This is a genomic window from Peribacillus sedimenti, assembly GCF_046237635.1.
Taxonomy (GTDB): domain Bacteria; phylum Bacillota; class Bacilli; order Bacillales; family DSM-1321; genus Peribacillus; species Peribacillus sedimenti.
On record NZ_CP143547.1, the window covers coordinates 1,607,355 to 1,631,085 of the forward strand.

Sequence of the window (23,731 nt, forward strand, 5' to 3'; positions counted from 1 at the left end):
ATAACCATACACCGCCCGAACTCTCATGCTGCTGAAATATGTCCAGAACATTTTATAATGCCCCATGTGATTCGCCAAAACATTTCATAATGCCTCATGCGATTCTATACCTCTACAGTCTTCAGTTTTTCTGTACTCCAAACCCCTAAATATGGCCGGCAGCCAGTTTTCTGTTTTTTTTGATAATTGTGTCGAAAAAAGTTGAAAAAAATGGATAAATTGGTATATTAAATATACACGATAATGAATCTTTTTACATGGTTCAGGTGGACTATTCCTCCTTGTCCATAGCATTCAATATTAGTTGGCGATAACTTTTTTAGGCGGGGGAGATTATTTTGAAGACATTAAGCTCTAAAATTGGCAGTGCCATAGTACTAGGCATGCTGCTGTCACTGGTTGTGAATTTATTCATGATGTATAAAAGCACTACCGATTCGGTGGAATCATCTGTATCCAATTACAGCATCAATCTTGCAAAAAGCTTTGCAAAGCAAATCGACCCAGTGGAGTACGAGTCATTCCTTAATGATCCTAAAGAAACAGAAACGTATTGGAAGCTGAGAAACCAGTTAAATGAGTTACGGGTTAAGACGGGTTCCACCTATGTCTACACGGTTTCGGTCAATGAAGGAAACAAGTTAAGTATTATGGTGGACGGATTTCCAAAAGGGGAAAAGATGGCTGCAGAAATTAATGCACCAACGACCGCAACGACCTTTAAGGATGTAGAAGGTGCTTTCAAAGGCGCCACCTCAAGCACAGGAATCGTTAAGGATCCTGAATATGGGGATTATTTGTCCGCATTCGCTCCGATTAAGAAAGACGGAAAGGTCATAGGAGTGCTGGGGGTTGATACGGATGCAAAGTCCGTTGAGGGAATAACCAGGCAGGTAAGCTGGAAGGTGCTTCCGATGTTAGCGGTTTGGAGCATCCTTGTTATAGGCGTCGTCGTGGGCTTGCTCGTATGGTATCTAAAGAGAAAACTCCAGGCATTAAAAACGTTAACTGCTGCAGCGGAAGAGATGGCCAAGGGGGAAATCAATGAAGCCGGCAAAATAGTGGAAGGCATAAAGGTCAGAGGAAAAGATGAAATTCGAAGCCTGCATGAATCTTTTGCATATATGACCCAGAATACAGCGGATATGGTGAGCGAAATTAAAAATTCTTCATTCGAAATTGTCAATATATCTAAGGAAATAGATGAGAGAGTCTTGAATAGTAACCAATCAAACCTCAAGATTTTAGCAGAAATCCAGAAGGTTGCCGGAGCCAGTGACAATCAAATGCTGCGCAGCGAAGAATCAGTAAGAGCGATTGAGGAGATGGCAAGCGGCATACAGCGGATTGCTGCTGCGGCTTCTGATGTTAGCGACCAATCGAATAATGTAACAGAGCAGGTAAGAAACGGTTTGGATAATCTCGGTACAACGATTGGTCAAATTAACAGTCTAAGGAATACGGTTAATCATTCAACCCGGAACATAGAAGAACTGGCACACAAAGCTGCGGAAATTGAATCAATCTTGGATATCATTTCCGGCATTGCAGAACAGACCAATCTGCTGGCGTTAAACGCGGCAATCGAGGCAGCAAGAGCAGGCGATCATGGTAAGGGGTTTGCAGTTGTATCCCAGGAAGTCCGCAAATTGGCAGAGGACTCCAAAAATTCGACCCAGAAAATCACTGTACTTCTGGATAATTTTAAAAACGTAATCCAGGAATCCGTATTGAATATGCAAAAAGGCTTTCATGAAGTGGAACTGGGGACACGCACGATTAGTGAGACAGGAGAACAATTCAGAGAAATACTCTCTTCTGTTGTAAAAGTCAGCGAGGAAATTCAAGAGGTTTCTGCAGTAACGGAAGAAATGTCAGCCAATACGGAGCAAATCGCTGCCTCAGTCCAGGATTTCACACAATTATCGAAAGAAACAGCAGGCGTGACAAGGGAAGTTGCAGCCTCTACAGATCAGCAGGAAAACGAAATGCAGATCGTATCTGCCAGCACGGCAACCTTGCATGCTCTAGCAGAAAGGCTTGGCCAGTCCATTAACAGATTTAAAATTTAACCATTACATCTGGAAATGGAGCAGTTGGGGAGAGGCGCACTTTCTTGCCTCTGAATCGGGATCATGATTTACCTTTTAATGATATCGTATACAGAATAGCGTTAAGGCTGTCCGAAAGCATGACTTTTCGGCGGTCTTTTTTTTGCCTATTAAGGATGTTTCGTTCAAGATCATAATGAAGGATTTCACATTCTTTTTCCAATCTTATTATTTTTCTTGTTAATTAAGCCGCTGTTTTATCCGAATTTTGTCGCCTGAAGGAGCTCGAGGTTATTTTTTACTAAGTTATGGGCCTTCATTGCCAATATGAGGATATACAAGCTTGATTTTTATCAATTTCTGTTCCAAATCCTATTCAGAGAACCTAAAGTCGGCATAAAAACTTGGTATTACCAAGAAAGCTGATGCAATAGAAGCATCAGCTTTTTTTAACTGCATGGGACATGTTCCGCCATCCTTGCTCCCTAATGGCATGTCCCCTGAGTGCATGTTTAAAACATTTCGATGAATCTCCTGGCGGCCTGGGAAAGATAACGTTCCTCGCTCCATACGAGTGCGGTGTCCGAATAAAGCGTGCTGTCAGTGATTTCTACCACCTTGACCTGTTCACTCAATAATGGCAGAATGGACGTTTTTGGCACAATACTTGCGCCGAGTCCGGAAGCAACCAGAGAAAGCAGGATATTGACATCAGGGCACTCGCAGATAATCCGCGGGTTTATATGGAGCCGTTCACATTCGTGGATGATTTGCTCGTAAATGCCTTGTCCCATTATCCTCCGGATCAATAATAAGGGTGTGTCCTCAATTTCCTTGAACGCCATGGCGTGCTTCCCAGCCGCAGCAGGCCAGTCTTTTGGAAACACAAATACATATGGCTCTTTACCGAGGTCAATTTGGACGAGCCCCTTCATTTCGAGGGGAGGATGTACGAGGGCAAGCTCTATTTCCCGGCGCTCCAGTAATTCACTTATTTCGTAAGGATCTCCTCCTGTAAGTTTAAAAGAGACGGAAGGGTATAGTTTATTAAAAGTGTCCATTTTTTCTGGGAGATATGACACGCATGATCGAACCACTCCAATGGATAACGTACCCTTGAGCCCTTCCCCTGTTTCTTTCACTTCCTGGATGGAATCTTCAAAAATCTCCAGCATATTTCGTGCTTTTTTATAGAGGATTTTTCCAGCCTCGGTCAGTTCCAGCTTTTTACCATTTCTTTTTCTCTCAACCAGCGTCACTCCCAGTTCCTGTTCCATTAATTGCAGCTGTTGGCTTAAAGGGGGCTGGGCCATGTGGAGTTTTTTTGCAGCACGTGAAATTTGGCCCTCTTCGGCAATTGCAAGAAAATAGCGAAACTGTCTTATATCCATACTCACACTTCCTTTTATATCGAAAACATATATAAAAATTACTATATAGATATTTTTCATATAATTATAAACATGATATCATTCTCATGCCAAGCAAAAGTGAAGAGAGAAAAAACTCTTCCGGGGAACAATATTATCCATAAAAAACTACATAGCGAGGAGAGCAGATGATTGGATAAACCTAAATTATGGACTAAAAATTTTATTGGAATAGCGATAGCAAACTTTTTTGTTTTTACGACTTTTTATTATTTGTTGGTGACATTGCCTGTTTACTCATTGCAGGATCTGCATGGAAAAGAAACACTTGTAGGCCTTATTACGACGATTTTTCTGATTTCCGCGATACTTGTTCGTCCGTTGGCAGGAAAGTGGATTGGCAAAGCAGGCAAATATATGGTCTTCATCGGTTCCCTATTGATTCTTTCTGTTGCCTCAGCACTGTATTTCTTTCCGCAAACCATTCCGGCGCTGATTGTCCTGCGCTTTTTTCATGGGATTGGGTTTGGGATGGCTACAACAGCAACTGGTGCTATAGTGGCCGACCTGATTCCTGAATCAAGAAAAGGGGAAGGGATGGGCTATTATGGCTTAACCATGAATCTCAGCATGGTAATAGGTCCATTCCTGGGATTGACGATCATGCAGCACGCAGGCGCCACTGCGATGTTTATCGTAAATCTTGCGAGCGCTGTTTTGGCACTGGCAGCAGGGCTATTCATTCGAATCCCTCATAAACCAGTGAAACTAAAGGCAGATGTCCCGAAGGCAGAGGCAGGCTTAAAAGGATTATTTGTAAAGGCAGCCATCCCTATTTCAATTGTCGCTGCATTTTTCGCTTTGGCTTACTCAGCAATCATTTCATTCGTCTCGGTATATGCACGTGAACTCGGATTGGTGGAGGTAGCCAGTTATTTCTTTGTCGTCTATGCTGCGGTACTCTTGGTTTCGAGGCCATTTACCGGAAAGTGGTTCGATATTTACGGTGCGAATTCCATTATCTATCCGGCCATCCTTTTCTTTGCAATAGGGACTTTCCTGCTTAGTGAAACCCATTCAGCATTCGTGTTCCTATTGTCAGCTGCCCTGATTGGCCTCGGCTGGGGAACGGTATTCCCAAGTCTTCAGACTATAGCCATCCAGGTGGCACCTGTACAAAAGAGACCGATGGCAACGGCCACTTTTCTTTCTATTTTTGATTTTGGATTTGGGATCGGTTCATTTGTTTTCGGACTGGTGATCGCTAAAATTGGCCATAGTTCTCTGTATTTTTATAGTGCTTTTCTTGTCTTGATCGGTCTTGCTGTATACTATCTGCTGCATGGACGCTATGCTGTAAGGCCAACAGGACAGAAAACGGTGGAAGGACATTAACACACCATAACTAAATGAGGGGAAACGACTTTTTTCGTCATTTTTCGAGCTTTTACTTTGACTTCAAAATATTATTGGTACTATAATCCTGTTGTAAGATTATAGATTTCAACACAAAGGGGAATTCATAGATGGTTAATTTCATGAATCTAAACAAAAGTTACATCAATGGAGAATGGACAGAGGGGCAAACCGGGCGCAGATACGATATTCTGAACCCTTATGACGGTTCTGTCATCAATGATATGAGCATTGCGAGCCTACAACAGTTAGAAGAGGCTTTTGTTATTGCTGAAAAAGCACAAAAAGAATGGGCAAAGACTTCTGCGGAAACAAGACGTGATATTATTTTAAAAGCGTTGGAATTCCTTAAAAACAATCGTGAAGAAATCGTTCCGCTTATGTCAAGAGAAACTGGCGGCACATTGATCAAATCCAACGTTGAATTGCAGCTGACAATTGAAATCCTTGAAGAGGCAGCTACCTTCGTTGATGAAGTGTATCAGGTACGTGAAATATCTTCAGCAATCGAAGGGAAAGTGAACCATATTCACCGCCTTCCATTGGGAGTTATTTCTTCTATTTCACCTTTTAACTTCCCGATGAACTTATCCATGAGAACAATCGCACCAGCAATCGCATTGGGTAATGCAGTCGTTCATAAGCCTGACATCCAGGTCGCGTACACTGGCGGAAACATCATTGCAGCAGCGTTTGAATACGCTGGCCTTCCAAAAGGCGTGCTGAATGTCATTCAGACCGATTTGACCGAAATTGGCGACGGCATGCTGACAAACCCGATTCCGAAATTGATCAGCTTCACTGGTTCTACACCTGTAGGACGCCATATCGGTGAAATTGCCGGCAGGAATTTAAAGCGTGTTGCCCTTGAACTTGGCGGAAATAATCCATTCATCGTACTGTCGGATGCAGATGTGGATCGTGCAGTGGACGCAGCCATTTTCGGAAAATACATCCACCAGGGACAGATTTGCATGTGTATTAACCGAATCATTGTCCATAAGGATGTGTATGAAGAATTCCTTGCCAAATTTGTAGAGCGTGCAAAAGCACTTCCTTACGGTGACCAATTGGATCCTAAAACTGTAGTAGGGCCTCTTGTAAATGAACGCCAGGCAGAAAAGGCAGAACAATTCATTGAAGCAGCCAAAAATGCAGGAAACACCTTGGCATTGGAAGGAAAACGCATTGGCAACGTCATCACACCTACCATCTTCCGTGATGTGAGGAATTCTGATGCGATTGCACAGGCAGAAATGTTCTCTCCAGTCGTTTCTATTATTCAAGCGGACTCAGACGAAGACGCAATCGATATTGCCAATGACACAGAATATGGCTTAAGTTCAGCAGTATTCACAACTGACATCGAAAGAGGCGAGCAACTTGCGCTTCAAATTGACAGCGGTATGACTCACGTCAATGACCAGACTGTAAACGATGCTCCTAATGTTGCATTTGGAGGAAATAAAGCAAGCGGAATGGGCCGTTTCGGGAACCCTTGGATTGTGGAAGAATTTACGGTAACGAAGTGGGTTTCTATCCAGTCCAAGTACCGCGAATTCCCATTCTAATAGATACTAAAAAATAGCAGGAATTACACACAGCAATCCCTTTCTGTAAAGGGGTTGCTGTTTTTTTATTTTAAATGCCTTGGTGAGATTTGTATCGGGATGGCTGCGGGGCGTCTCAGGCAGCGAAAAAGGTTGAAGGGATGGTGCAATGGACGAAGAAAAAATAGCAGCAAACTCCAGGATGTTTTTATCGTAATTGTCTGTCAAATTGCTATACACAGGGGTTTTAACCGACCGTTTCTCATTCTTCAGAAGTGCCGTATACGATAAACCAGGGATATCAGTATGACCGGTTTTTTAGTATGTATCCTTACAGAAAGCTGGCTTATACGCACCAGTCATCATGTCATTTCATCGCGGCCATGCTTTATAATGGTATTAAGAAGGGAGAAGGTAACATGAGAGAGCTTAGGGGCAGATTAAAGAACTACATGGATAACATGGCCGCAAACAACCATTTCACCGGTTCGGTGCTGGTCGGATATAAAGGGGAAATTCTGCTAAAGGAGGGTTACGGCAAAGCTTCCTTTCAATATGATATACAAAATAAAGCCGCTACCAAGTTTAGGGTGGGGTCTATTACAAAGGCATTTACAGCAATGGCGATCCTTATCCTTCATGAGGAGGGAAAGCTGGACATTTCCAAAACGATACAAAACATTTTTCCGGAGTATCCCGGAGGAGATAGGATCACCATCCGTCATCTATTAACCCATACTGCCGGAATTCCGAATTTTACGGGCTCACCTGAGTATTGGGCAAACCAAATGCGGCTGCCATCCACCTTGGGTCAGCTTATCCAGTCCTTTAAAGACATCCCGCTAGATTTTCAGCCTGGAGAGAGGATGGAGTATAGCAATTCCGGGTATTTGCTGTTAACTTCGATGATTGAAAAGGTGTCCGGGATGACATATGCTGAATTTTTGGATAGAACAATCCTTAAGAAATTGAACTTAAAAAACACGGGAGTAGATAACGGCCGGACCATCATAAAGTCTCTATCAACCGGGCATACGGTCTGGAAGGATGTGATCCACACGGAATTCATAGATATGTCATTCCCTTTAGGGGCGTACGGGCTCTATTCGACAGCCGAGGATTTGTACAGATGGACACAGGCTTTGATGAACAATGAATTCCTGTCAGATAACCTGCAGAATCAAATGTTCACGGGCAGCGAGCATGAGTATGCGTATGGATGGTTCAAAAATGGGGAGAATCATGTGAGCCATTTTGGTGATATCAACGGCTTTGCAAGCAATATTGACTTGTACCTGGACAAAGAGCTGGCGGTCATTGTATTGAGCAATATTAACATAACGCCAGTAACTCAAATTAGCGGGGATTTGGCGAATATGGTATTGGGACGCCCTGTCAAGGAAGTCAACAAGACATCTCCTCTGAATGTAATGCAAAGTCCAGGAATCTTTGCAGGCAGCTACAAATCTGGAAACACCGAGATTCAAATCAGTCTGGAAAATGACCTTTATGCAATAGTGCCCAAAATGTACGGTGTGCCATATAAATTAAAACTAGTACCGGTTTCTGAGGCTTCGGGACAGGTTATGTTTCATGGTGAATTCATTCGTGATCAATATATATTCCAAATAAATTCAGAAGGGTCTGTAGAGTCGCTGGACTTTGAGGACTGTCATGGGAGGAAGGCCTCATATGTGCCAAAGTATGTAGAAGCTGTATCTACACAAAGAGGAATTGAAGGTTTTTAATCAAATAATGCAAGGCATATCACTATAAAATATGCTCATCGCTTCTTGTATATTCTGCTTACTCGGACGGGGATGGATGCCCAGAGAACCATGCCTCCGATGTACCATTTATTAAAAATCACTTTATGGAGGATGCAACGATATTCAGTGTGGTTTTGTGGGGACCTTGTGAAAAGCAGATGGAATTCTTTTATATTCATATTATAATAGGATTTGGAATATCCTTACAATTTGATGGAGGGAGAAGCAGCGATGGAGGCAAATAACAAGATTAGAGAAGAAGTTCTGCAAGCGGTCATGGGGTTGTCTGATGAAGGATTGAATGTAAAGCTGGAAGAAGGGAAATGGACCATCATGCAGGTCCTGGAACATCTCTACCTGACAGAACGGACGATTACGAATATGATTTCGCATCAATTAGTAAATGGAGGGAGTAAAAAGGTCAGTGATAAACCGATTGAATTGACCGTTGTTCGCACGACTAAAGCACAGTCCCCTTCCTTTATGGTGCCTTCCGAAGATTTTATGACGCTGGAAGAAATGAAGAATAAGCTTTCTAAATCCAGAGAAGCATTTTCTAACGTAGTAAATACTGCTGACCCAACATTATTAGAACAAAGATCGTACGTCCATCCGGTGTTTGGTGAATTAAGCTTAAAACAATGGATTCCGTTTGTGGGATTACATGAAAAAAGGCATCTTGCACAGATTGAAGAATTGAAGAGCGGACTATGAGGTAACGGACATACACACACAAGGTAAGAGTACCATTCTGCGGTACATGCTAAAAAAATATAAATCTCTTAAAAAGCGGTCTGTGGATCGCTTTTTTCGTTCTATTTTTATAGAAAAAAAGCACCTAACAGAAAAATTGACTTATTTTTCCGTAGAACCTGCATGCAGGTATATGGATATGTGATATTGAGGGTGTTCATGATTGAAATTAGGCGTTTTTTGCTCGAAATGCCGGGATTTATGCTCGATATCAAACATTTATGAGCGGATTTCTTATTTAAATGCTCGAAACCAAATACTATGAGTGAATGCCCTGCTTTTATACTTGCAACCGAATTATGAGCGAAACTCTGACTTCTATACTCGCAACCGAATTATGAGCGAAACTCTGACTTCTATACTCGCAACCGAATTATGAGCGAAACTATGACTTTTATACTCGCAACCGAAATATGAGCGAAACTCTGACTTTTATGCTCGAAGTCCGATATTTATGATTGAACGGTTTCGTATGGGAGTCTGCTGTTACAGACATTTTCCGGGCACATTGCTATAAATCCAGGCGGTATTTTTTATGTCGAACAATGCGAGGGTTACGGGCAGTGCGAATCTCAGCACGCAGTATTGAAAAACATTAGGTAGATTCAAACCATGATATGATACGATAAAACAAGAGGTGTTAAAAATATAGGAGGATTACATATGTACAGCTTTAAGAATGATTACAGCGAGGGTGCTCATCCTCGGATATTGAATGCTTTGATTGAATCCAATATGGAGCAGGAAGAAGGGTACGGGGAAGATCGATATTCACGGGAAGCGATTGAGCTTTTAAAAGAAAGATTGGGAAGCAAGGATGTGGAAATTCACTTGCTGACAGGCGGCACACAAACCAATCTGACTTCCATTTCTGCTTTCTTAAGGCCGCATGAGGCTGTAATCGCAGTGAATTCCGGCCATATTGCGACACATGAAACCGGCGCAATCGAAGCTACCGGGCACAAGGTGATTACGGTCCAAGCCGTGGCCGGAAAGCTTACTCCTTCACATTTGCAGGATGTACTCGAGGCCCATACCGATGAACATATGGTGAAGCCGAAGCTTGTTTATATTTCCAATTCTACAGAGATTGGGTCTATTTATGTCAAGAGCGAACTGGAGCAATTAAAGGATTTTTGCGAGGAACATGATCTTATCCTATTTTTGGATGGTGCAAGGTTGGGCTCGGCCTTATGTTCGGATGAAAATGATATTGAGTTAAGCGACCTTCCGAATCTGGTTGATGCGTTCTACATAGGCGGGACGAAAAACGGGGCATTGCTGGGCGAGGCGCTGGTCCTTGTGAAAAATTCGCTTAGGGCGGATTTTCGATACCATATCAAACAAAAAGGGGGGCTCCTTGCGAAAGGAAGACTCCTGGGGATTCAGTTTGCTGAACTTTTCAGGGATAATCTTTTCTTTGAACTGGCCCTTCATGCGAATAAAATGGCGGGAATCCTGAGAGATGAAATAAGCAAGGAAGGCTTCACATTCCTTACTCATTCACCATCGAACCAAATCTTCCCGATCCTGCCAAATGAAATCATCGCCGAACTGCAGACAAAATATTCTTTTCATATCTGGGAAAAAGTGGACGAGGGCCAATCAGCCATTCGCCTGGTAACATCCTGGGCCACGAAAGAAGAGAAGGTAATGGGCTTTATTGAGGATTTGAAGCAGGTTCTTATAAAATAAGCATGATTAATTGCAGGGGCGAAAAAGCAATTTGATTACATAGAAATAATAGCGTATCAATGGTGTTGCCACTACTTGCATGGTGGAAGCGGAGAGAGGGATGTTTTCACATACGGCTGATTGTGACCTAATGCTAAGGCCGTTTACAGTTGCTGATGCAGGAGAGCTGATCAAGAACATTGCACTAATATATATATAATGGGGTGCCGACATGGAGTCCGCACCCTATTCTCGCATAAGAGCATTTGGGTTTTCATCTTAAATTACTTCTCGAATATCCGTATTTCCGTAAATTCCTGATTGAATAATTCGCTCCTGATCAGGAGATTGCCGATGGCGTCTCGTTCGTCCTCACCTAAGATTATATCTTCCAGGATTACGTCGCTTCCATTTTTTACGGTCACCCTATACTCGTTCATACCTCATCACCACCAACGATTTTTCTCTATTATAATTTATCCGCAAAGCTTGGAGCCAATTATTTTACATGCCGACCCGATGTATATTAGCTGGTATATCATTGACACACCTGGAGGTTCTTCGATACGATTTCCATAATATAGTATGTAAAGGGAGGCTTTACCATGGATACTTACTCACTGGAATATGCTAAAAGCCTGGATGAGCAAGATGAACTGAAGCATTACCGGGATGAATTTTATATCGATCCGAATACGATTTATATGGATGGGAATTCCCTTGGCTTATTGTCAAAAAGAGCGGAACGAGCCGTGCTGGACACACTGAATGATTGGAAGCAATATGGTATAGAAGGATGGACTAAAGGAACAAATCCGTGGTTTTATATGTCGGAAAATCTGGGAAAAAGCATGGCTCTGCTGGTAGGTGCTTCGGAGGAGGAGGTCATCATGACTGGCTCCACAACTGTAAATTTGCACCAGCTGGCAGCAACCTTTTACAAACCGCAGGGATTGCGCACAAAAATACTTGCCGATGACTTAACATTCCCCTCCGACATTTATGCTCTTAAAAGCCAGATTAAACTGCATGCATACGACCCTGACTCCCACCTGGTCCAGGTGAAAAGCACGGACGGGCGGTTTCTGGATGAGGATGTCATTATTGCCCAGATGACTGAAGAGGTCGCTTTGATTGTGCTGCCGGCAGTTTTATATCGAAGCGGCCAGGTTTTAGACATGAAGCGGCTGACTGAAGAAGCGCATAAGCGTGGAATTTTGATTGGATTTGACGCCTGCCATTCTGTAGGGGCGATTCCTCATTCATTTACAGACTGGGACGTGGATTTTGCGTTTTGGTGCAATTATAAGCATTTGAACGGAGGGCCAGGGAGTGTTGCAGGCCTCTACGTTAACCGCCGCCATTTCGGGACGGAGCCGGGTCTCGCAGGCTGGTTCGGTTCTCGAAAAGCTACCCAGTTTGATATGGAGCATACGTTTTCGCCAGCCGAATCGGCGGGAGCATTTCAAATTGGCACGCCGCATGTCCTGAGCCTTGCCCCCTTAGCCGGGTCACTTGCGATGTTTATGGAAGCCGGCATTGACAGGATTCGCGAGAAATCATTGGGAATGACCAGATATTTGATAGATTTAATAGATTGTGAGCTTGCCGGAATGAAATTTTATATAGGCTCTCCAAGAGAAGATAAGTCGAGAGGAGGGCATGTAAGCCTGGAGCATGAAGAGGCGGCACGCATCTGCAAAGCCCTGAAGAAAAACGGGGTAGTGCCTGATTTTAGGGCGCCAAACATTATCAGGCTTGCTCCCATTGCATTGTATACCTCTTATTATGAAATATGGGAAACGCTCCAAATACTAAAAAAGATTATGGCAGAAAAGCAATATGAAAAGTTTAAAAATGAGCGCGATATAGTAGCTTGATCTTTGAATTGGGGGGAGGAAGGGAAACATGGGTGAGGATGCCGGACAGGAAAAACATGAAAAGCAAATTCATACAGATTTTCAAGGAGATATGTCCTATGGTGACTATCTTCATTTGGATAAAATTCTTTCAAGCCAGCACCGATTATCGGACCATCACGATGAAATGCTGTTTATCGTGATCCACCAGACAAGTGAATTGTGGATGAAACTCGTGCTGCACGAGCTGTCGGCGGCTACAGCCTGTATCCGGAATAATGATTTGGAACCTTCCTTCAAAATGCTGTCCCGTGTTTCAAGAATCCAGCAGCAGCTTATCCAGTCATGGGGCATCCTCTCTACGCTGACTCCTTCGGAATACATGGAGTTCAGGCATATGCTCGGCCGCTCGTCAGGCTTTCAATCATATCAGAACCGGCTGATTGAATTTGTGTTGGGGAACAAAAATGAAAGGATGCTGGCTGTCTACCGGCATGATGCTGACCTGTACGGGAAAATGCAGGCTGCCCTAAACGAACCAAGTATTTATGATGCGGCAATCCAGGCTCTGGCATCCAAAGGAATTCCAATTGACCAGGAAGCTTTGGTTCGCGATTGGTCTCAAAATTACCAGCATAATGACAGTGTCGAGAAGGCCTGGCTGACTGTGTACCGCGATGTTGGCCAATATTGGGACCTTTATGAACTGGCTGAAAAACTGGTGGATATAGGCAGCCAGCAGCAAATTTGGCGTTTTAACCACCTGACTACGGTTGAAAGGATTATCGGCCATAAACAGGGCACGGGCGGTTCTTCAGGTGTTCCATATTTAAAAAGGCTGCTGGACCATCAGTTTTTCCCTGAATTGTGGAGCTTGAGGACAAAGTTGTAATGACAAAAGGTCATGAAAAACCATCAGACTTGTTATGGATTTTTTTATAGAATAGGAGATAAATATGAAAAAATGGAGAGATATTTCTCAGCCTCTGGACAATAATATTGTCACCTGGCCTGGTGATACGCCGTTTACGTACAACGTCAATTGGAGCAAGGACGAAAGCGGGTCGGTCAATGTAGGGCAATTGACCATGAGTACCCATACAGGGACCCATATTGATGCACCCTTTCATTTTGATAATGAAGGAAAAAAAGTAATCGAGCTGGATGTCGATATATACATAGGGAAGGCTAAGGTAATTCACCTCGGCGGCATTTCCAGTATCGGATTGAGAGAGTTAGAGAATCATACTATAAAAGGGGTGGAGCGTCTGATCATCCGGACAGATGGCTGGACAGACCGCAGTGAGTTCCCTGAATCGATTCCCCATGTAGAAACCGGTGTCGCAGCATATCTCGCTGAGCAGGGAATCCGCCTGCTGGGATTGGATTTGCCCTCCGTAGATCCGCTTGACAGCAAAGAACTGCCTGCACATCATGAACTGACAGCTCATGGGATTCATATATTGGAGGGGCTTGTCTTGGAAGAAGTGATCTCAGGTGAATATGAACTGGCAGCACTGCCCCTGCCGCTGGTCGAAGCGGATGGGAGCCCGGTGCGTGCTATTCTCAGAGAGATATAATGATTGAAATGAAAAGGGAATCGTCTAAAATAATTGATAGTATGGAATGTAAATTAGCAGGAGCCGGTAGGCAAGTTTTTAGTACATGACCTCAGATTTACATTTCTTTTTGATCAAAATCGGGAAGTTATTTCTATGAAAGTCGAACGGCAGGAAAAATCTTACAAATGAATCCGGCTTAGGAAACGAGGCTTACTAAAGATGTTAATAAAAAATGCTCAGAGATTATAGTACTCTGAGCATTCTTGGCTAATCAAATTAATGTAGGTACGGGTTTGCCGATTTTATGTGCCAAGCCTGTTTCGGTTTTTAACTAAAATAATGCGTAATTCAACTCCGGAGAACCCTATTTTGCAATGAACATTTGAGACCAATTGTAGCCGGAAGTCTCACACCCGATTCCAATATGTGTATACTTAGTGCTTAAGATGTTTTTACGATGCCCTTCGCTGTTCATCCAAGCCTGTATCACTTGTTCAGCGGTGTTCTGGCCTTGCGCAATGTTTTCGCCTGCAGCGCTGTATGTTACACCCATATCCCTCATCATGTCAAAAGGCGAACCATACGTAGGACTTGTATGAGAGAAATAATTGTTTTGCTGCATATCCTGCGCTTTGGTCTGTGCGACTCCATTTAATTGAGTGTCTGCCTGTAAAGGGGGCAGCCCATTTTGCCTGCGCTGCTGGTTCGTTAATTCTATGGCGCGCTGTACTATTTGATATACGTCACTTGCGGCCGTTTGCCCATTAGTTTGTTGTCCAGCTGGCTGCTGAGTTGGTTGTGTCTGCTGTTGTGGTGATGGCTGTTGCTGGGCTGGCTGCTGGGGTGGCGTCTGTTGCTTTTGCGCCGGCTGTTGTCTGGCTGGCGGTGTCTGCTGCTGAATCCCAGGCTGTTGAGATTTTTCTTGATTTGAATCTCCTTGGTCTGTCTGTACCTGAGTACCACCGTTGTCACCCTGTCCCGGATTTAATTCCTCAAATCCAAATCTTGCATCCTGTTCTTCTACAGCTTTCGTTTGTGGGTATACATCACTTGACATGTTTGTCCACAAACTGGAAATGTCCTGGTTTTTATTCTTCTTTTGTTTTGCGCCTTTTTCCAGAGTGTCAATTCCTTCAGTATAACGATTGTCGCCTTTTGCCGTATCCTTGCCGTTATTTTTGCTCGCCTGTTCTGTCCGATCTTTCTTTCTCTCATTCGCTGAATCCTTGTCCTTGTCCCCGTTATTGCACCCGGAAATAATCAACATAAAACAACAAATCAACAGAATATGTAATTTGTAAAGTGTCAAATGACTGGCCCCCTTATAAGATTACATCCTTATTTTTAATGTTTTTTATAAAAGTATGAATGGAAATAAACGCAAATTCTACCTTGCTGACATGCTTTATCATAGGAAAAAGTCTGGGGAGATTTCCCGTTCCTAAGTAGATATTGTGGAAGACCACATGCCATCGATCAATCCTGTGTCGCCATGCTTAGGGCGTTTGAACAGGAAAGTTTCCATTTAAAGACTTGATTAGACCCATATCGTCGATACTAGGAGAAAAAAGGTGGATGAGTAATGCCTGAATTGTGTCCTGTCATTTGGCCTGAAGAAAAAACTCCTTCTGCTTCTGCAGATTGCAAGGATTGCGGACTGTATACACATGGTTCGAGGATGGTATGGGGAGAGGGCAATCCGGATGCGCCAATTATGGTCATACTGGATAATCCGGGAGCGAGGGAAAATCTGCAGGGAGAGCCATTTGTATGCGGAACCCGGCAGACATTGCAGAAGGCAGCAAATGAAGCAGGTTTGCTAATGGACGACCTATATGTTACCTATATTCTTAAGAGAAGGCCGATCAAAGCGTATAACAAAGAGGAAGCCCGCAAGACATGCATGAGGCATCTTCTACAGCAGCTAGAGGAGAAGAGTCCTCATTTGATTCTCTGTTTGGGGAATGTGGCAGTTGAATCCTTCTTCCAAAATCCGGAGGCAGAAGTGAAGCATTTAAGGGGAAAATGGCATCAAATTCGGGGAATCAGCACCACTGTTGCCTATCATCCTTTGGCAGTAAGGCGGCGTCCCAATTTATGGCCGTTGTTTCTGGAGGATTGGAAGCTGGTTGCTGAAAGATTCACCCAGGCGGGAGGCTGATAATGTTTTGAATTTTTTTCGGGTCATTTAACTTATTTTGATGACCTCACATTTATAATTATGTCAGCAGGCCATACAAAAGGATAGATAAGATAGCATCAGAAAAGTGACCGGCACAAATTGGAATTCTGTCAGAAATTGAATGGATAAATAAAAGAGCGAGGGGAGTGTTTTTTTGAAAACGATTGGACTGATTGGCGGGATGAGCTGGGAGTCTTCGGCAGAATATTACCGGATTATTAATGAAGAAGTTAAACATAGATTAGGGGGTTTACATTCTGCCAAGTGCCTGTTATATAGCCTGGATTTTGCAGAAATTGAGCGTTACCAGGCGGAAGGGGAATGGGAAAAGGCAGGTAAACTTTTAGGCGGCGTTGCTTGTTCACTGCAAAAAGCGGGAGCCGACTTCATTGTCATTTGCACAAATACGATGCATAAAATAATCGATTATATTGAAGCAAACATAAGCATACCCGTTTTACATATAGCCGATGCCACGGCAGTCCAAATAAAAACTTCAAATCTTGTGAAAGTGGGATTGTTGGGCACAAGGTATACAATGGAGCAGGATTTTTATAAATCAAGATTGGAGTCAAAGGGCATCAAGGTGTTCGTACCGAATCAAACGGAAAGAGAGCAGATCAATAAGGTGATATATGACGAGCTATGCTTAGGGAATATTCAGCAATCGTCTAGAGCTTATTTCAAACAAGTTATTAATCGATTGGTTGATCAAGGGGCAGAAGGAATCATACTTGGCTGTACGGAAATCGGTTTATTGATAAAACCAGGGGACGCAAACGTACCGTTATTTGATACGACTTTAATCCACGCTGTCGAGTCAGTTACGAAGGCACTGGAATGATGAAGGAATGAATGAAATAAAACCCCTGAATTAAGTTGAAAAATTTTATAAATGCTTTAGTCTGCTAATGTACTAAATGTTTCTGTTGACATTCCTTTTTGATGTATGATAATTTTATTACGATAGTTTTATTCTCTAATATATTATCGAACTAAAGCGCGGGCTGTTAGTCATGGTGGTTTATTGTTTAATAGACAGACATGTTAATAGGCTATGCTCGAAAAAGTACATCATAAAAGGTGGTAATTACAGCAATGAAACGTTTAGCAACTATTATTCTGGCGCTTTCTGCGATGATGGCGCTATTGGCGGGGTGCTCTAACTCAAAGGGAGCAGAGAAAGAAAAAAACGATACACTTGTGATTGGAATAGATGATAAATTTGCTCCGATGGGATTCCGGGATGAAAATAATGAAATCGTCGGCTTTGATATCGATATGGCTAAGGCTGCTTCCGAAAAGATGGGCATGAAGGCCAAGTTCCAGCCAATCGACTGGACTACGAAGGAATCTGAACTTAGCAGCGGACGAATTGACTTGATTTGGAACGGTTACACGATTACAGATGAGCGCAAGAAGAAAGTGCTTTTCACAAAGCCTTATTTGAAAAACGCCCAGGTCGTTGTAACAAAGGCTGATTCAAAGATTGCAAAGCTTGAAGACCTTACAGGCAAAGTCGTTGGCCTGCAGTCTCTTTCATCTGCTGCGGATGCATTGAATGCAAGCCCGTTAAAATCCAAGGTCAAGACGGTTACGGAATTCTCAGATAATGTGCTGGCTCTGAATGATTTAAAAACAGGCCGTATAGATGCAGTGGTGGTCGATGAAATAGTCATCAACTATTACATGACTAAAGAGAAGGATTCCTTCAAAATTCTTGATGAGTCCCTTGCACCCGAAGAGTATGGAATTGGTGTTAAAAAAGGCAATGAAGAGTTGCTGAACACGCTTCAAAAAGCTCTTGATGAAATGAATGAAGACGGCACTTCCGCAAAAATTTCGAAAGAGTGGTTCGGAGAGGACAAGGTGTTAAAATAACTCAGTGACCTGGCTGGACAACATTTAAGCGAGGATGTTTCCATATGCTTGCTCTGTCGGATATATTGCTAATATGGTAAAATAGTATTATAAGAAGTTATGTTAAAAGAATAACCATTGAAGCAAAACAGGATTTCTTTTTGGAACCCTGTTTTGTTTTTTGAAAGGAGATTATCATGTCCCTGGATTATATACGTTCCATCCTGATGCCGATGCTGGAAGGGGCGCAAATGACACTCCTGCTGTTTATAGTGGCGATTGTTATGTCCATTCCACTCGGCTTTCTGCTTACGCTTGCTGTAAGAAGCAGCTTTAAGCCTCTATCCTGGCTTGCCCAGGTATATATTTATTTGATGCGCGGTACCCCGCTCTTATTGCAATTGCTGTTTATCGTGTTCGGCTTGCCGATGCTCCCTGTGATTGGAGAGTATATGGTGCTGGATAGATTTGTTGCAGCATGCATCGGTTTTGTCCTTAATTATGCAGCATATTTCGCCGAAATTTTCCGGGGCGGCCTGCTTGCGATCGATAAAGGACAGTACGAAGCTTCACAGGTGCTTGGTTTGAATAAATGGCAGACCACGACACGCGTCATTCTGCCCCAGATGTTCCGGATTGCACTTCCTGCAGTGTCCAATGAATCGGTGACACTTATAAAGGATACGGCGCTCTTGTATGCCGTTGCAGTCCCGGAATTGCTTCACTTTGCCCAGACGGCTGTAAACCGCGATTTTACGATCGTGCCATTTGTATTGGCCGGCATTATTTATCTGATTTTGACGCTTATTTTGACTGTTCTCTTTAAATGGCTGGAAAGACGGTTCAAATTTGAATAGGAAGGAGTGGCAAAAGTGGCGATCATAGAAGTGGAAAATCTAAAAAAATCTTTTGGCAATCTCGACGTGCTAAAACGGATTACCTTTGATGTAAATAAGAATGATGTAATTGCTGTAATCGGGCCTTCGGGTTCTGGAAAAAGCACGATGCTCCGCAGCCTTGCACATCTTGAGGAAATCGATGGCGGAAGCATTTCGATCGGCGGCGACTATCTTGTGCAGGACGGTGTGTATTCGAAAAAACAGGATATCAAGCGAATCACCTCTAAAATGGGTATGGTGTTTCAGCATTTCAACCTGTTTCCGCATCTTACAGTAAAAGAAAATCTTGAGCTTGCTCCCAAGATGTTAAAGACGGAGCCGCCAGAAGCCATTAAAAAAAGAAGTGCGGACCTTCTTCGGAAAATCGGGCTCTCTGCCTGGGCTTCAAGCTATCCTGCAAATTTATCAGGGGGACAGAAGCAGAGGGTTGCCATTGCAAGGGCACTCATGATGAACCCGGAAATCCTCCTTTTTGATGAACCGACTTCAGCGTTGGATCCCGAATTGACCGGGGAAGTTCTTCAGGTGATGAAGGAACTGGCACGGGAGCATATGACCATGATTGTTGTTACCCATGAAATGGGCTTTGCGAGGGAAGTCGCAAACCGGGTCGTTTTCATGGACAATGGGGAAATCATCGAATCCGGCCACCCGGATGACGTGTTTACCAACCCTAAATCCGAACGTACGAAAGCATTTTTGAATAGGAGTTTGAAATAGGCCAAAGTGTGAACAGGATTTGGTTTGCGCGAAGGATGGACTATGGGTTTCAACTAGCCAAAGAAAAATTTTTCTATAGGGGATTTGTCAAATAACGTCCTTCATCGTTGTGATGAGGGACGTTATTTTAATTACGTTAATAGAATAGCTGGGCATGATTAAAAGCAGGAGAGCTGTCCCCTCTATTTTTTTGGCATAGGTCCAGATTTTCAAAGCGTTACTGTAAAAAGCGCCTGAATTCGTAAGAATAGATTGCTATTATTGTTACAATTTATAAATGTTTCCATACAAGAATGCCATGTATGTAGAGAATGGCTCTCCATGGGAAAATCAATTTGAAAGATTCCAGGTATAACCCTGGAAAATTCAGCCGTATCCTTCCAGCGAAAATAATGGTAAAATAGTAATTGTTATAATTATCAGAATACATGCATCTTAGAATGAATTTAGCCGTAGAGGGGTAGGCATAATGCAAAAATTAGGGCAGGAATTAATAAATTTTATCCAATTGAATGATATGACAGAAAGCTTCTGGGAGCATTATGAATCCCTTGATAACGGGCCAAAGCAGTTGATTTTTTATAGCGAGGTCATGGCACTGCGCATTTGGACTGTCGGCTACACAGCGTATTTAATCATGGAAAACCGTGAAGATTATAGCTTGCTCATTGTCAGCATAGAAGATTACATCCGCACCAATCTGAATCCGGAATTGTTAAACTTAGTCCTTTATCGTACAAATGAATACCGTGAATTTGAGGATATGGACCAGCCTCTCGAACAGGCAGCCGCCAAATTTATCGAGAATACCAAGCTTGACAAGGAGCTCGGGGAGGAAGCTGTCCAAATGCTAAAGGCGTTTATTGGGAAGGTGAACTTCACGATCAGGGAGTATTATTAATAACGACCAACAAAACCGGAGGTGCAGCTTGCTTCCGGTTTTGTCTGATCAGGCCAGGTATTCGTATGTTCAAAGACTGGAGGAATTCAGGTGGAATCATAAATCATTTTATGAGACCTTCCATGGAACATATGCATGGCTGTGCATTAGATGCTATTTCTTATCAATCCTATGTTCAGTAATCACTCCATTATGCTTGAAGCGAAAATACTTGTTTTCTTTAATATCCACTAGAGCTAGACCGGCAGTGTTTGAATCAAATATTCCCATTCCCAGATCACAATGAACGAAAATGCCTTTAGCCGAAACTTTACTGGATGGCGTATGGCCTCGGAAAATCCTTTTGCCATTGCTCCACTTACTTAGCTCTTCTTCATCTAAAGACCGTAACTCTTTTCTCTCCACCCATAAGATATTCCTCGGCTGCTGGTTATAGGAGTGAAGAATACTCACACCTGAATGGGTATATACAGCATCATCATCAACATACAAAAGCGGGATAGTTTCAAGCCATTTCGCATAATCTTCCGCCATTTCCCACCCATTGCCGAAGATTTGGTTAAAGCTTCTGATTGTCTGGATGCCTCCGTGTTCCAGCCAGATATGTGAGACATTATTCATGTACCAGATCATCATTTCTTCATGATTACCGAGGATTACATGTATAGAATCTGGATAAGCGGCAGAGTTCTCCCGTACCCACTCAAGCACTTTGGCACTGTCTGGGCCGCGATTGATCATATCTCCGCCTATTATTAGGCGGTCACTTCCAGGATTGAATTTAACATGACTCAAAAGGGTTATAAAAGGATCAAAATATCCATGAATATCGGATATGTAATAGGTTGTCATCTTCTCATCACTCTTTACAAATGTTTAACGCCTTTAATGGAGCGCTTTTATATGCTGGTTCGAAAACATAGCCGCTCCACTAAGCATTTTTTGATATAGAGAATCAGTGTATACACATTGTTCTCTAATATTCAATCAAACCTTTCGCGGAATTATATTTTTTATTGTCCTTCAGATGGCTTTTTGCTTGCGATTGTATATTTTCATAATAAAGTAAAACAAGAAATAATGTAATAAAAGTACTTTAATCTAGCTAAAGGAAAGGCGAGTCCTTCTCCCGATATTGCATCTGTGAAGAGTACAGTTTGAGAGTACGAAGATGAGCGAGCATTAAATAAAATATCTGAAGGTGGACATTGGTTTTGCTATAATGAACTGCTAAAAGGAACTGTTTCTATAAGTCTCTTTATGGGTATGAAAGTAAATGAAATATCATTTTTGGCATACACTCGTACATAAAGTCTTAATAATGGAGCCGATAAACAAAAAAAAATCAAGGAACGGCATTCCTTGATTTCAGAAACTGAATTGTAATTGATGAAGCCTGCTGGTTGTCATGTCCAGCAGCAATTTATTATTAAGTGACCGGGCCATGGAAAGCATCAATTGTAAAACCTTCTCAAGCCCTGCTTTATAGCCATTTACGATGGCGTGTTGATCGCACTGTAGCTCTGCTTCCATGTTGGTTTCCCCCTGGAGCACAGGATATGTCAAATGGCCAAGCTCGTGATACAAGATGGCTTCCTTGATTTCCGGGTCCGCACAAAAAGCCTCATAATCATACACAACAATCAGCTTATCATATTCATCCGACAGGGAATCAAAGCATAGCGTCAGCAGGCGGCTGTCAATATCCCACACAGTCAGCCAGTCTTTTTGTATCAAGCCGGAAAACTTCAACACTGTTTTTTTATCTTCAATGATTGCTACTCTTTGCGACATCTGATATTTTTCTTGGCTAAGCACTTCGCATAAGCAATTCATTCTCATTCCCCTTACATCTTGGAAGTATTAAAATGTATGCCCAGTTCTCTATTTTTAAGACAATAAACTTTGGGCTTTTTATTTTTATGTGCTATGTAGGTAATGTATCGGCAGGCTGTTTCGATTGTTTATAGATATGGCTTTCCATTTGTTATATTTGCATGCTTATGGTATCGTACAGACGATTGCATAAGGAAGAAGAGGTGAATGAAATGGTTCGTTTCGGAATAGTGGGGACCAACTGGATTACTGAACGATTTTTGGATGCGGCTCTTCAGCATGAGGAGTTTTCGCTTGCAGCTATTTATTCAAGAACCGAGGAGAAGGCCCGGGAATTTGCCGGGAAGTATGGAGTTGAAAATACATATACAGATTTGGAGAGCTTTGCGAAAAGCGGCGATATTGATGCCGTATATATTGCGAGCCCTAATTCCTTGCATATGCAACAGGCAATCCTATTTTTAGAAAATAAGAAGCATGTGCTATGTGAAAAACCGATTGGCTCCAATGCAAGGGAAGTAAAGGAAATATTTGAGGCCGCAAGAAAAAATGACGTACTGGTCATGGAGGCCATGAAATCCTCGTTCCTCCCTAACTTTAAGAGCGTTGCCGAAAATCTCCCGAGGATCGGCAAGGTGAGAAGGTATTTTGCGAATTATTGCCAGTACTCTTCCCGCTATGACGCATATAAGGAGGGCAACATCCTGAATGCTTTCAAGCCGGAATTTTCAAATGGTGCTTTGATGGATATTGGCGTGTACTGCCTTTACCCGCTCCAGCTGCTATTTGGCAAGCCGAAGAAAATCCAGGCAAGCGGCTTCATGCTTGACTCAGGTGCAGATGGCCAGGGAAGCATCATTCTTACTTACGACGATATGGAAGCAGTGGTCATGTATTCAAAAATCACCGATTCGACCATGCCTGCGGAGATACAGGGTGAGGATGGAAACATTCTGATCGACCGTATTTCCACGCAGGAAAAAGCATGGATCCAGTTCCGTGACGGAACGGAAGAGGATATCTCGAAAGAACAGGTCAAAAACGGCATGTTTTATGAAGTGGACGAGTTTATCCGTCTGATCAAGGAGGGCAGGACGGAATCCTCCATCAATTCATTTGAAAATTCACTTGCCGTTATGGAAGTAATGGATGAGGCGAGGAAACAGATCGGCGTTATCTATCCTGCGGATCGCTCGAGCCAGGAATTATAGGATAGTGCGGATTTATTAGCAAGCAGATTAATAGACAAGCGCTTAATGCCGGAGTATAAGTTAATTATCGGATGTTTGCTCCAATGCTTCATCCAGACGAATAACTAGCCTCTTCATG

Annotated in this window: 21 protein-coding genes; 16 read left to right on the top strand and 5 right to left on the bottom strand. The window is 42.8% G+C overall.

Annotated elements, in window-relative coordinates; translation table 11 throughout:
* Positions 1 to 338: 338 nt before the first annotated feature.
* The gene (locus V1500_RS07995) at positions 339 to 2,072 is read left to right on the top strand and encodes a methyl-accepting chemotaxis protein (protein WP_409305035.1); all 1,734 of its coding nucleotides are present in this window, start codon (positions 339 to 341) and stop codon (positions 2,070 to 2,072) included.
* A 491-nt stretch (positions 2,073 to 2,563) separates the two neighbouring features.
* On the opposite strand, the gene V1500_RS08000 is transcribed toward V1500_RS07995, so the two are convergent.
* Positions 2,564 to 3,442, bottom strand: a complete 879-nt coding sequence (locus V1500_RS08000) for a LysR family transcriptional regulator (RefSeq protein ID WP_409305036.1) — start codon at positions 3,440 to 3,442, stop codon at positions 2,564 to 2,566.
* Positions 3,443 to 3,613: 171 nt separating this feature from the next.
* Here V1500_RS08000 and V1500_RS08005 point away from each other — a divergent pair, with 171 nt between their 5' ends.
* The 5 genes from V1500_RS08005 (at position 3,614) to V1500_RS08025 (ending at position 10,604) form a co-directional block, all read left to right on the top strand.
* Positions 3,614 to 4,816, top strand: a complete 1,203-nt coding sequence (locus tag V1500_RS08005) for an MFS transporter (RefSeq protein WP_409305037.1) — start codon at positions 3,614 to 3,616, stop codon at positions 4,814 to 4,816.
* 131 nt (positions 4,817 to 4,947) lie between these two features.
* Positions 4,948 to 6,408: an aldehyde dehydrogenase family protein gene (locus V1500_RS08010; RefSeq protein ID WP_409305038.1), complete on the top strand. Its 1,461-nt coding sequence runs from the start codon at positions 4,948 to 4,950 to the stop codon at positions 6,406 to 6,408.
* A gap of 398 nt (positions 6,409 to 6,806) precedes the next feature.
* The gene (locus V1500_RS08015; protein WP_409305039.1) at positions 6,807 to 8,135 is read left to right on the top strand and encodes a serine hydrolase domain-containing protein; all 1,329 of its coding nucleotides are present in this window, start codon (positions 6,807 to 6,809) and stop codon (positions 8,133 to 8,135) included.
* A 252-nt stretch (positions 8,136 to 8,387) separates the two neighbouring features.
* Positions 8,388 to 8,870 (top strand): DinB family protein, encoded by a 483-nt coding sequence (locus V1500_RS08020; protein ID WP_409305040.1) that lies wholly within the window; start codon positions 8,388 to 8,390, stop codon positions 8,868 to 8,870.
* A gap of 702 nt (positions 8,871 to 9,572) precedes the next feature.
* Complete coding sequence (locus V1500_RS08025) at positions 9,573 to 10,604, top strand: threonine aldolase family protein (protein WP_409305041.1); 1,032 nt, start codon at positions 9,573 to 9,575, stop codon at positions 10,602 to 10,604.
* A 263-nt stretch (positions 10,605 to 10,867) separates the two neighbouring features.
* On the opposite strand, the gene V1500_RS08030 is transcribed toward V1500_RS08025, so the two are convergent.
* Positions 10,868 to 11,023 (bottom strand): hypothetical protein, encoded by a 156-nt coding sequence (locus tag V1500_RS08030; RefSeq protein ID WP_409305042.1) that lies wholly within the window; start codon positions 11,021 to 11,023, stop codon positions 10,868 to 10,870.
* A 165-nt stretch (positions 11,024 to 11,188) separates the two neighbouring features.
* Between V1500_RS08030 and kynU the strand changes: the two genes are divergently transcribed.
* The 3 genes from kynU to kynB all read left to right on the top strand — a co-directional run bounded on the left by kynU (position 11,189) and on the right by kynB (position 14,022).
* Positions 11,189 to 12,463 carry a kynureninase gene (gene kynU / locus V1500_RS08035; protein WP_409305043.1) on the top strand — a complete coding sequence of 425 codons (1,275 nt, stop codon included), beginning with the start codon at positions 11,189 to 11,191 and terminating at the stop codon, positions 12,461 to 12,463.
* Positions 12,464 to 12,491: 28 nt separating this feature from the next.
* Complete coding sequence (kynA, locus tag V1500_RS08040) at positions 12,492 to 13,334, top strand: tryptophan 2,3-dioxygenase (protein WP_409305044.1); 843 nt, start codon at positions 12,492 to 12,494, stop codon at positions 13,332 to 13,334.
* 64 nt (positions 13,335 to 13,398) lie between these two features.
* On the top strand, positions 13,399 to 14,022 hold the full coding sequence (kynB, locus tag V1500_RS08045; protein ID WP_409305045.1) for an arylformamidase: 624 nt from the start codon (positions 13,399 to 13,401) through the stop codon (positions 14,020 to 14,022).
* A 346-nt stretch (positions 14,023 to 14,368) separates the two neighbouring features.
* Here the strand turns inward: kynB and V1500_RS08050 are convergent, their stop codons facing one another.
* Positions 14,369 to 15,313: a CAP domain-containing protein gene (locus tag V1500_RS08050; protein ID WP_409305046.1), complete on the bottom strand. Its 945-nt coding sequence runs from the start codon at positions 15,311 to 15,313 to the stop codon at positions 14,369 to 14,371.
* Positions 15,314 to 15,586: 273 nt separating this feature from the next.
* Between V1500_RS08050 and V1500_RS08055 the strand changes: the two genes are divergently transcribed.
* The 6 genes from V1500_RS08055 to V1500_RS08080 all read left to right on the top strand — a co-directional run bounded on the left by V1500_RS08055 (position 15,587) and on the right by V1500_RS08080 (position 20,566).
* Positions 15,587 to 16,165 carry a uracil-DNA glycosylase gene (locus tag V1500_RS08055; protein WP_409305047.1) on the top strand — a complete coding sequence of 193 codons (579 nt, stop codon included), beginning with the start codon at positions 15,587 to 15,589 and terminating at the stop codon, positions 16,163 to 16,165.
* Positions 16,166 to 16,340: 175 nt separating this feature from the next.
* The gene (locus V1500_RS08060; protein WP_409305048.1) at positions 16,341 to 17,030 is read left to right on the top strand and encodes an aspartate/glutamate racemase family protein; all 690 of its coding nucleotides are present in this window, start codon (positions 16,341 to 16,343) and stop codon (positions 17,028 to 17,030) included.
* A 254-nt stretch (positions 17,031 to 17,284) separates the two neighbouring features.
* A complete protein-coding gene (locus tag V1500_RS08065) occupies positions 17,285 to 18,067 on the top strand; it encodes an amino acid ABC transporter substrate-binding protein (protein WP_409305049.1) in 783 nt (260 codons plus the stop codon).
* A 176-nt stretch (positions 18,068 to 18,243) separates the two neighbouring features.
* On the top strand, positions 18,244 to 18,903 hold the full coding sequence (locus tag V1500_RS08070) for an amino acid ABC transporter permease (RefSeq protein WP_409305050.1): 660 nt from the start codon (positions 18,244 to 18,246) through the stop codon (positions 18,901 to 18,903).
* Between the two features lie 15 nt (positions 18,904 to 18,918).
* Positions 18,919 to 19,665 carry an amino acid ABC transporter ATP-binding protein gene (locus tag V1500_RS08075; protein WP_409305051.1) on the top strand — a complete coding sequence of 249 codons (747 nt, stop codon included), beginning with the start codon at positions 18,919 to 18,921 and terminating at the stop codon, positions 19,663 to 19,665.
* A gap of 469 nt (positions 19,666 to 20,134) precedes the next feature.
* A complete protein-coding gene (locus V1500_RS08080) occupies positions 20,135 to 20,566 on the top strand; it encodes a hypothetical protein (protein ID WP_409305052.1) in 432 nt (143 codons plus the stop codon).
* Between the two features lie 153 nt (positions 20,567 to 20,719).
* On the opposite strand, the gene V1500_RS08085 is transcribed toward V1500_RS08080, so the two are convergent.
* Both V1500_RS08085 and V1500_RS08090 read right to left on the bottom strand, forming a co-directional pair.
* A complete protein-coding gene (locus tag V1500_RS08085; RefSeq protein WP_409305053.1) occupies positions 20,720 to 21,418 on the bottom strand; it encodes a metallophosphoesterase in 699 nt (232 codons plus the stop codon).
* A 516-nt stretch (positions 21,419 to 21,934) separates the two neighbouring features.
* Positions 21,935 to 22,402 carry a hypothetical protein gene (locus V1500_RS08090; protein WP_409305054.1) on the bottom strand — a complete coding sequence of 156 codons (468 nt, stop codon included), beginning with the start codon at positions 22,400 to 22,402 and terminating at the stop codon, positions 21,935 to 21,937.
* A 212-nt stretch (positions 22,403 to 22,614) separates the two neighbouring features.
* On the opposite strand from V1500_RS08090, the gene V1500_RS08095 reads away from it, so the two are divergent.
* A complete protein-coding gene (locus V1500_RS08095) occupies positions 22,615 to 23,613 on the top strand; it encodes a Gfo/Idh/MocA family protein (protein WP_409305055.1) in 999 nt (332 codons plus the stop codon).
* The last annotated feature ends 118 nt before the right edge of the window (positions 23,614 to 23,731 follow it).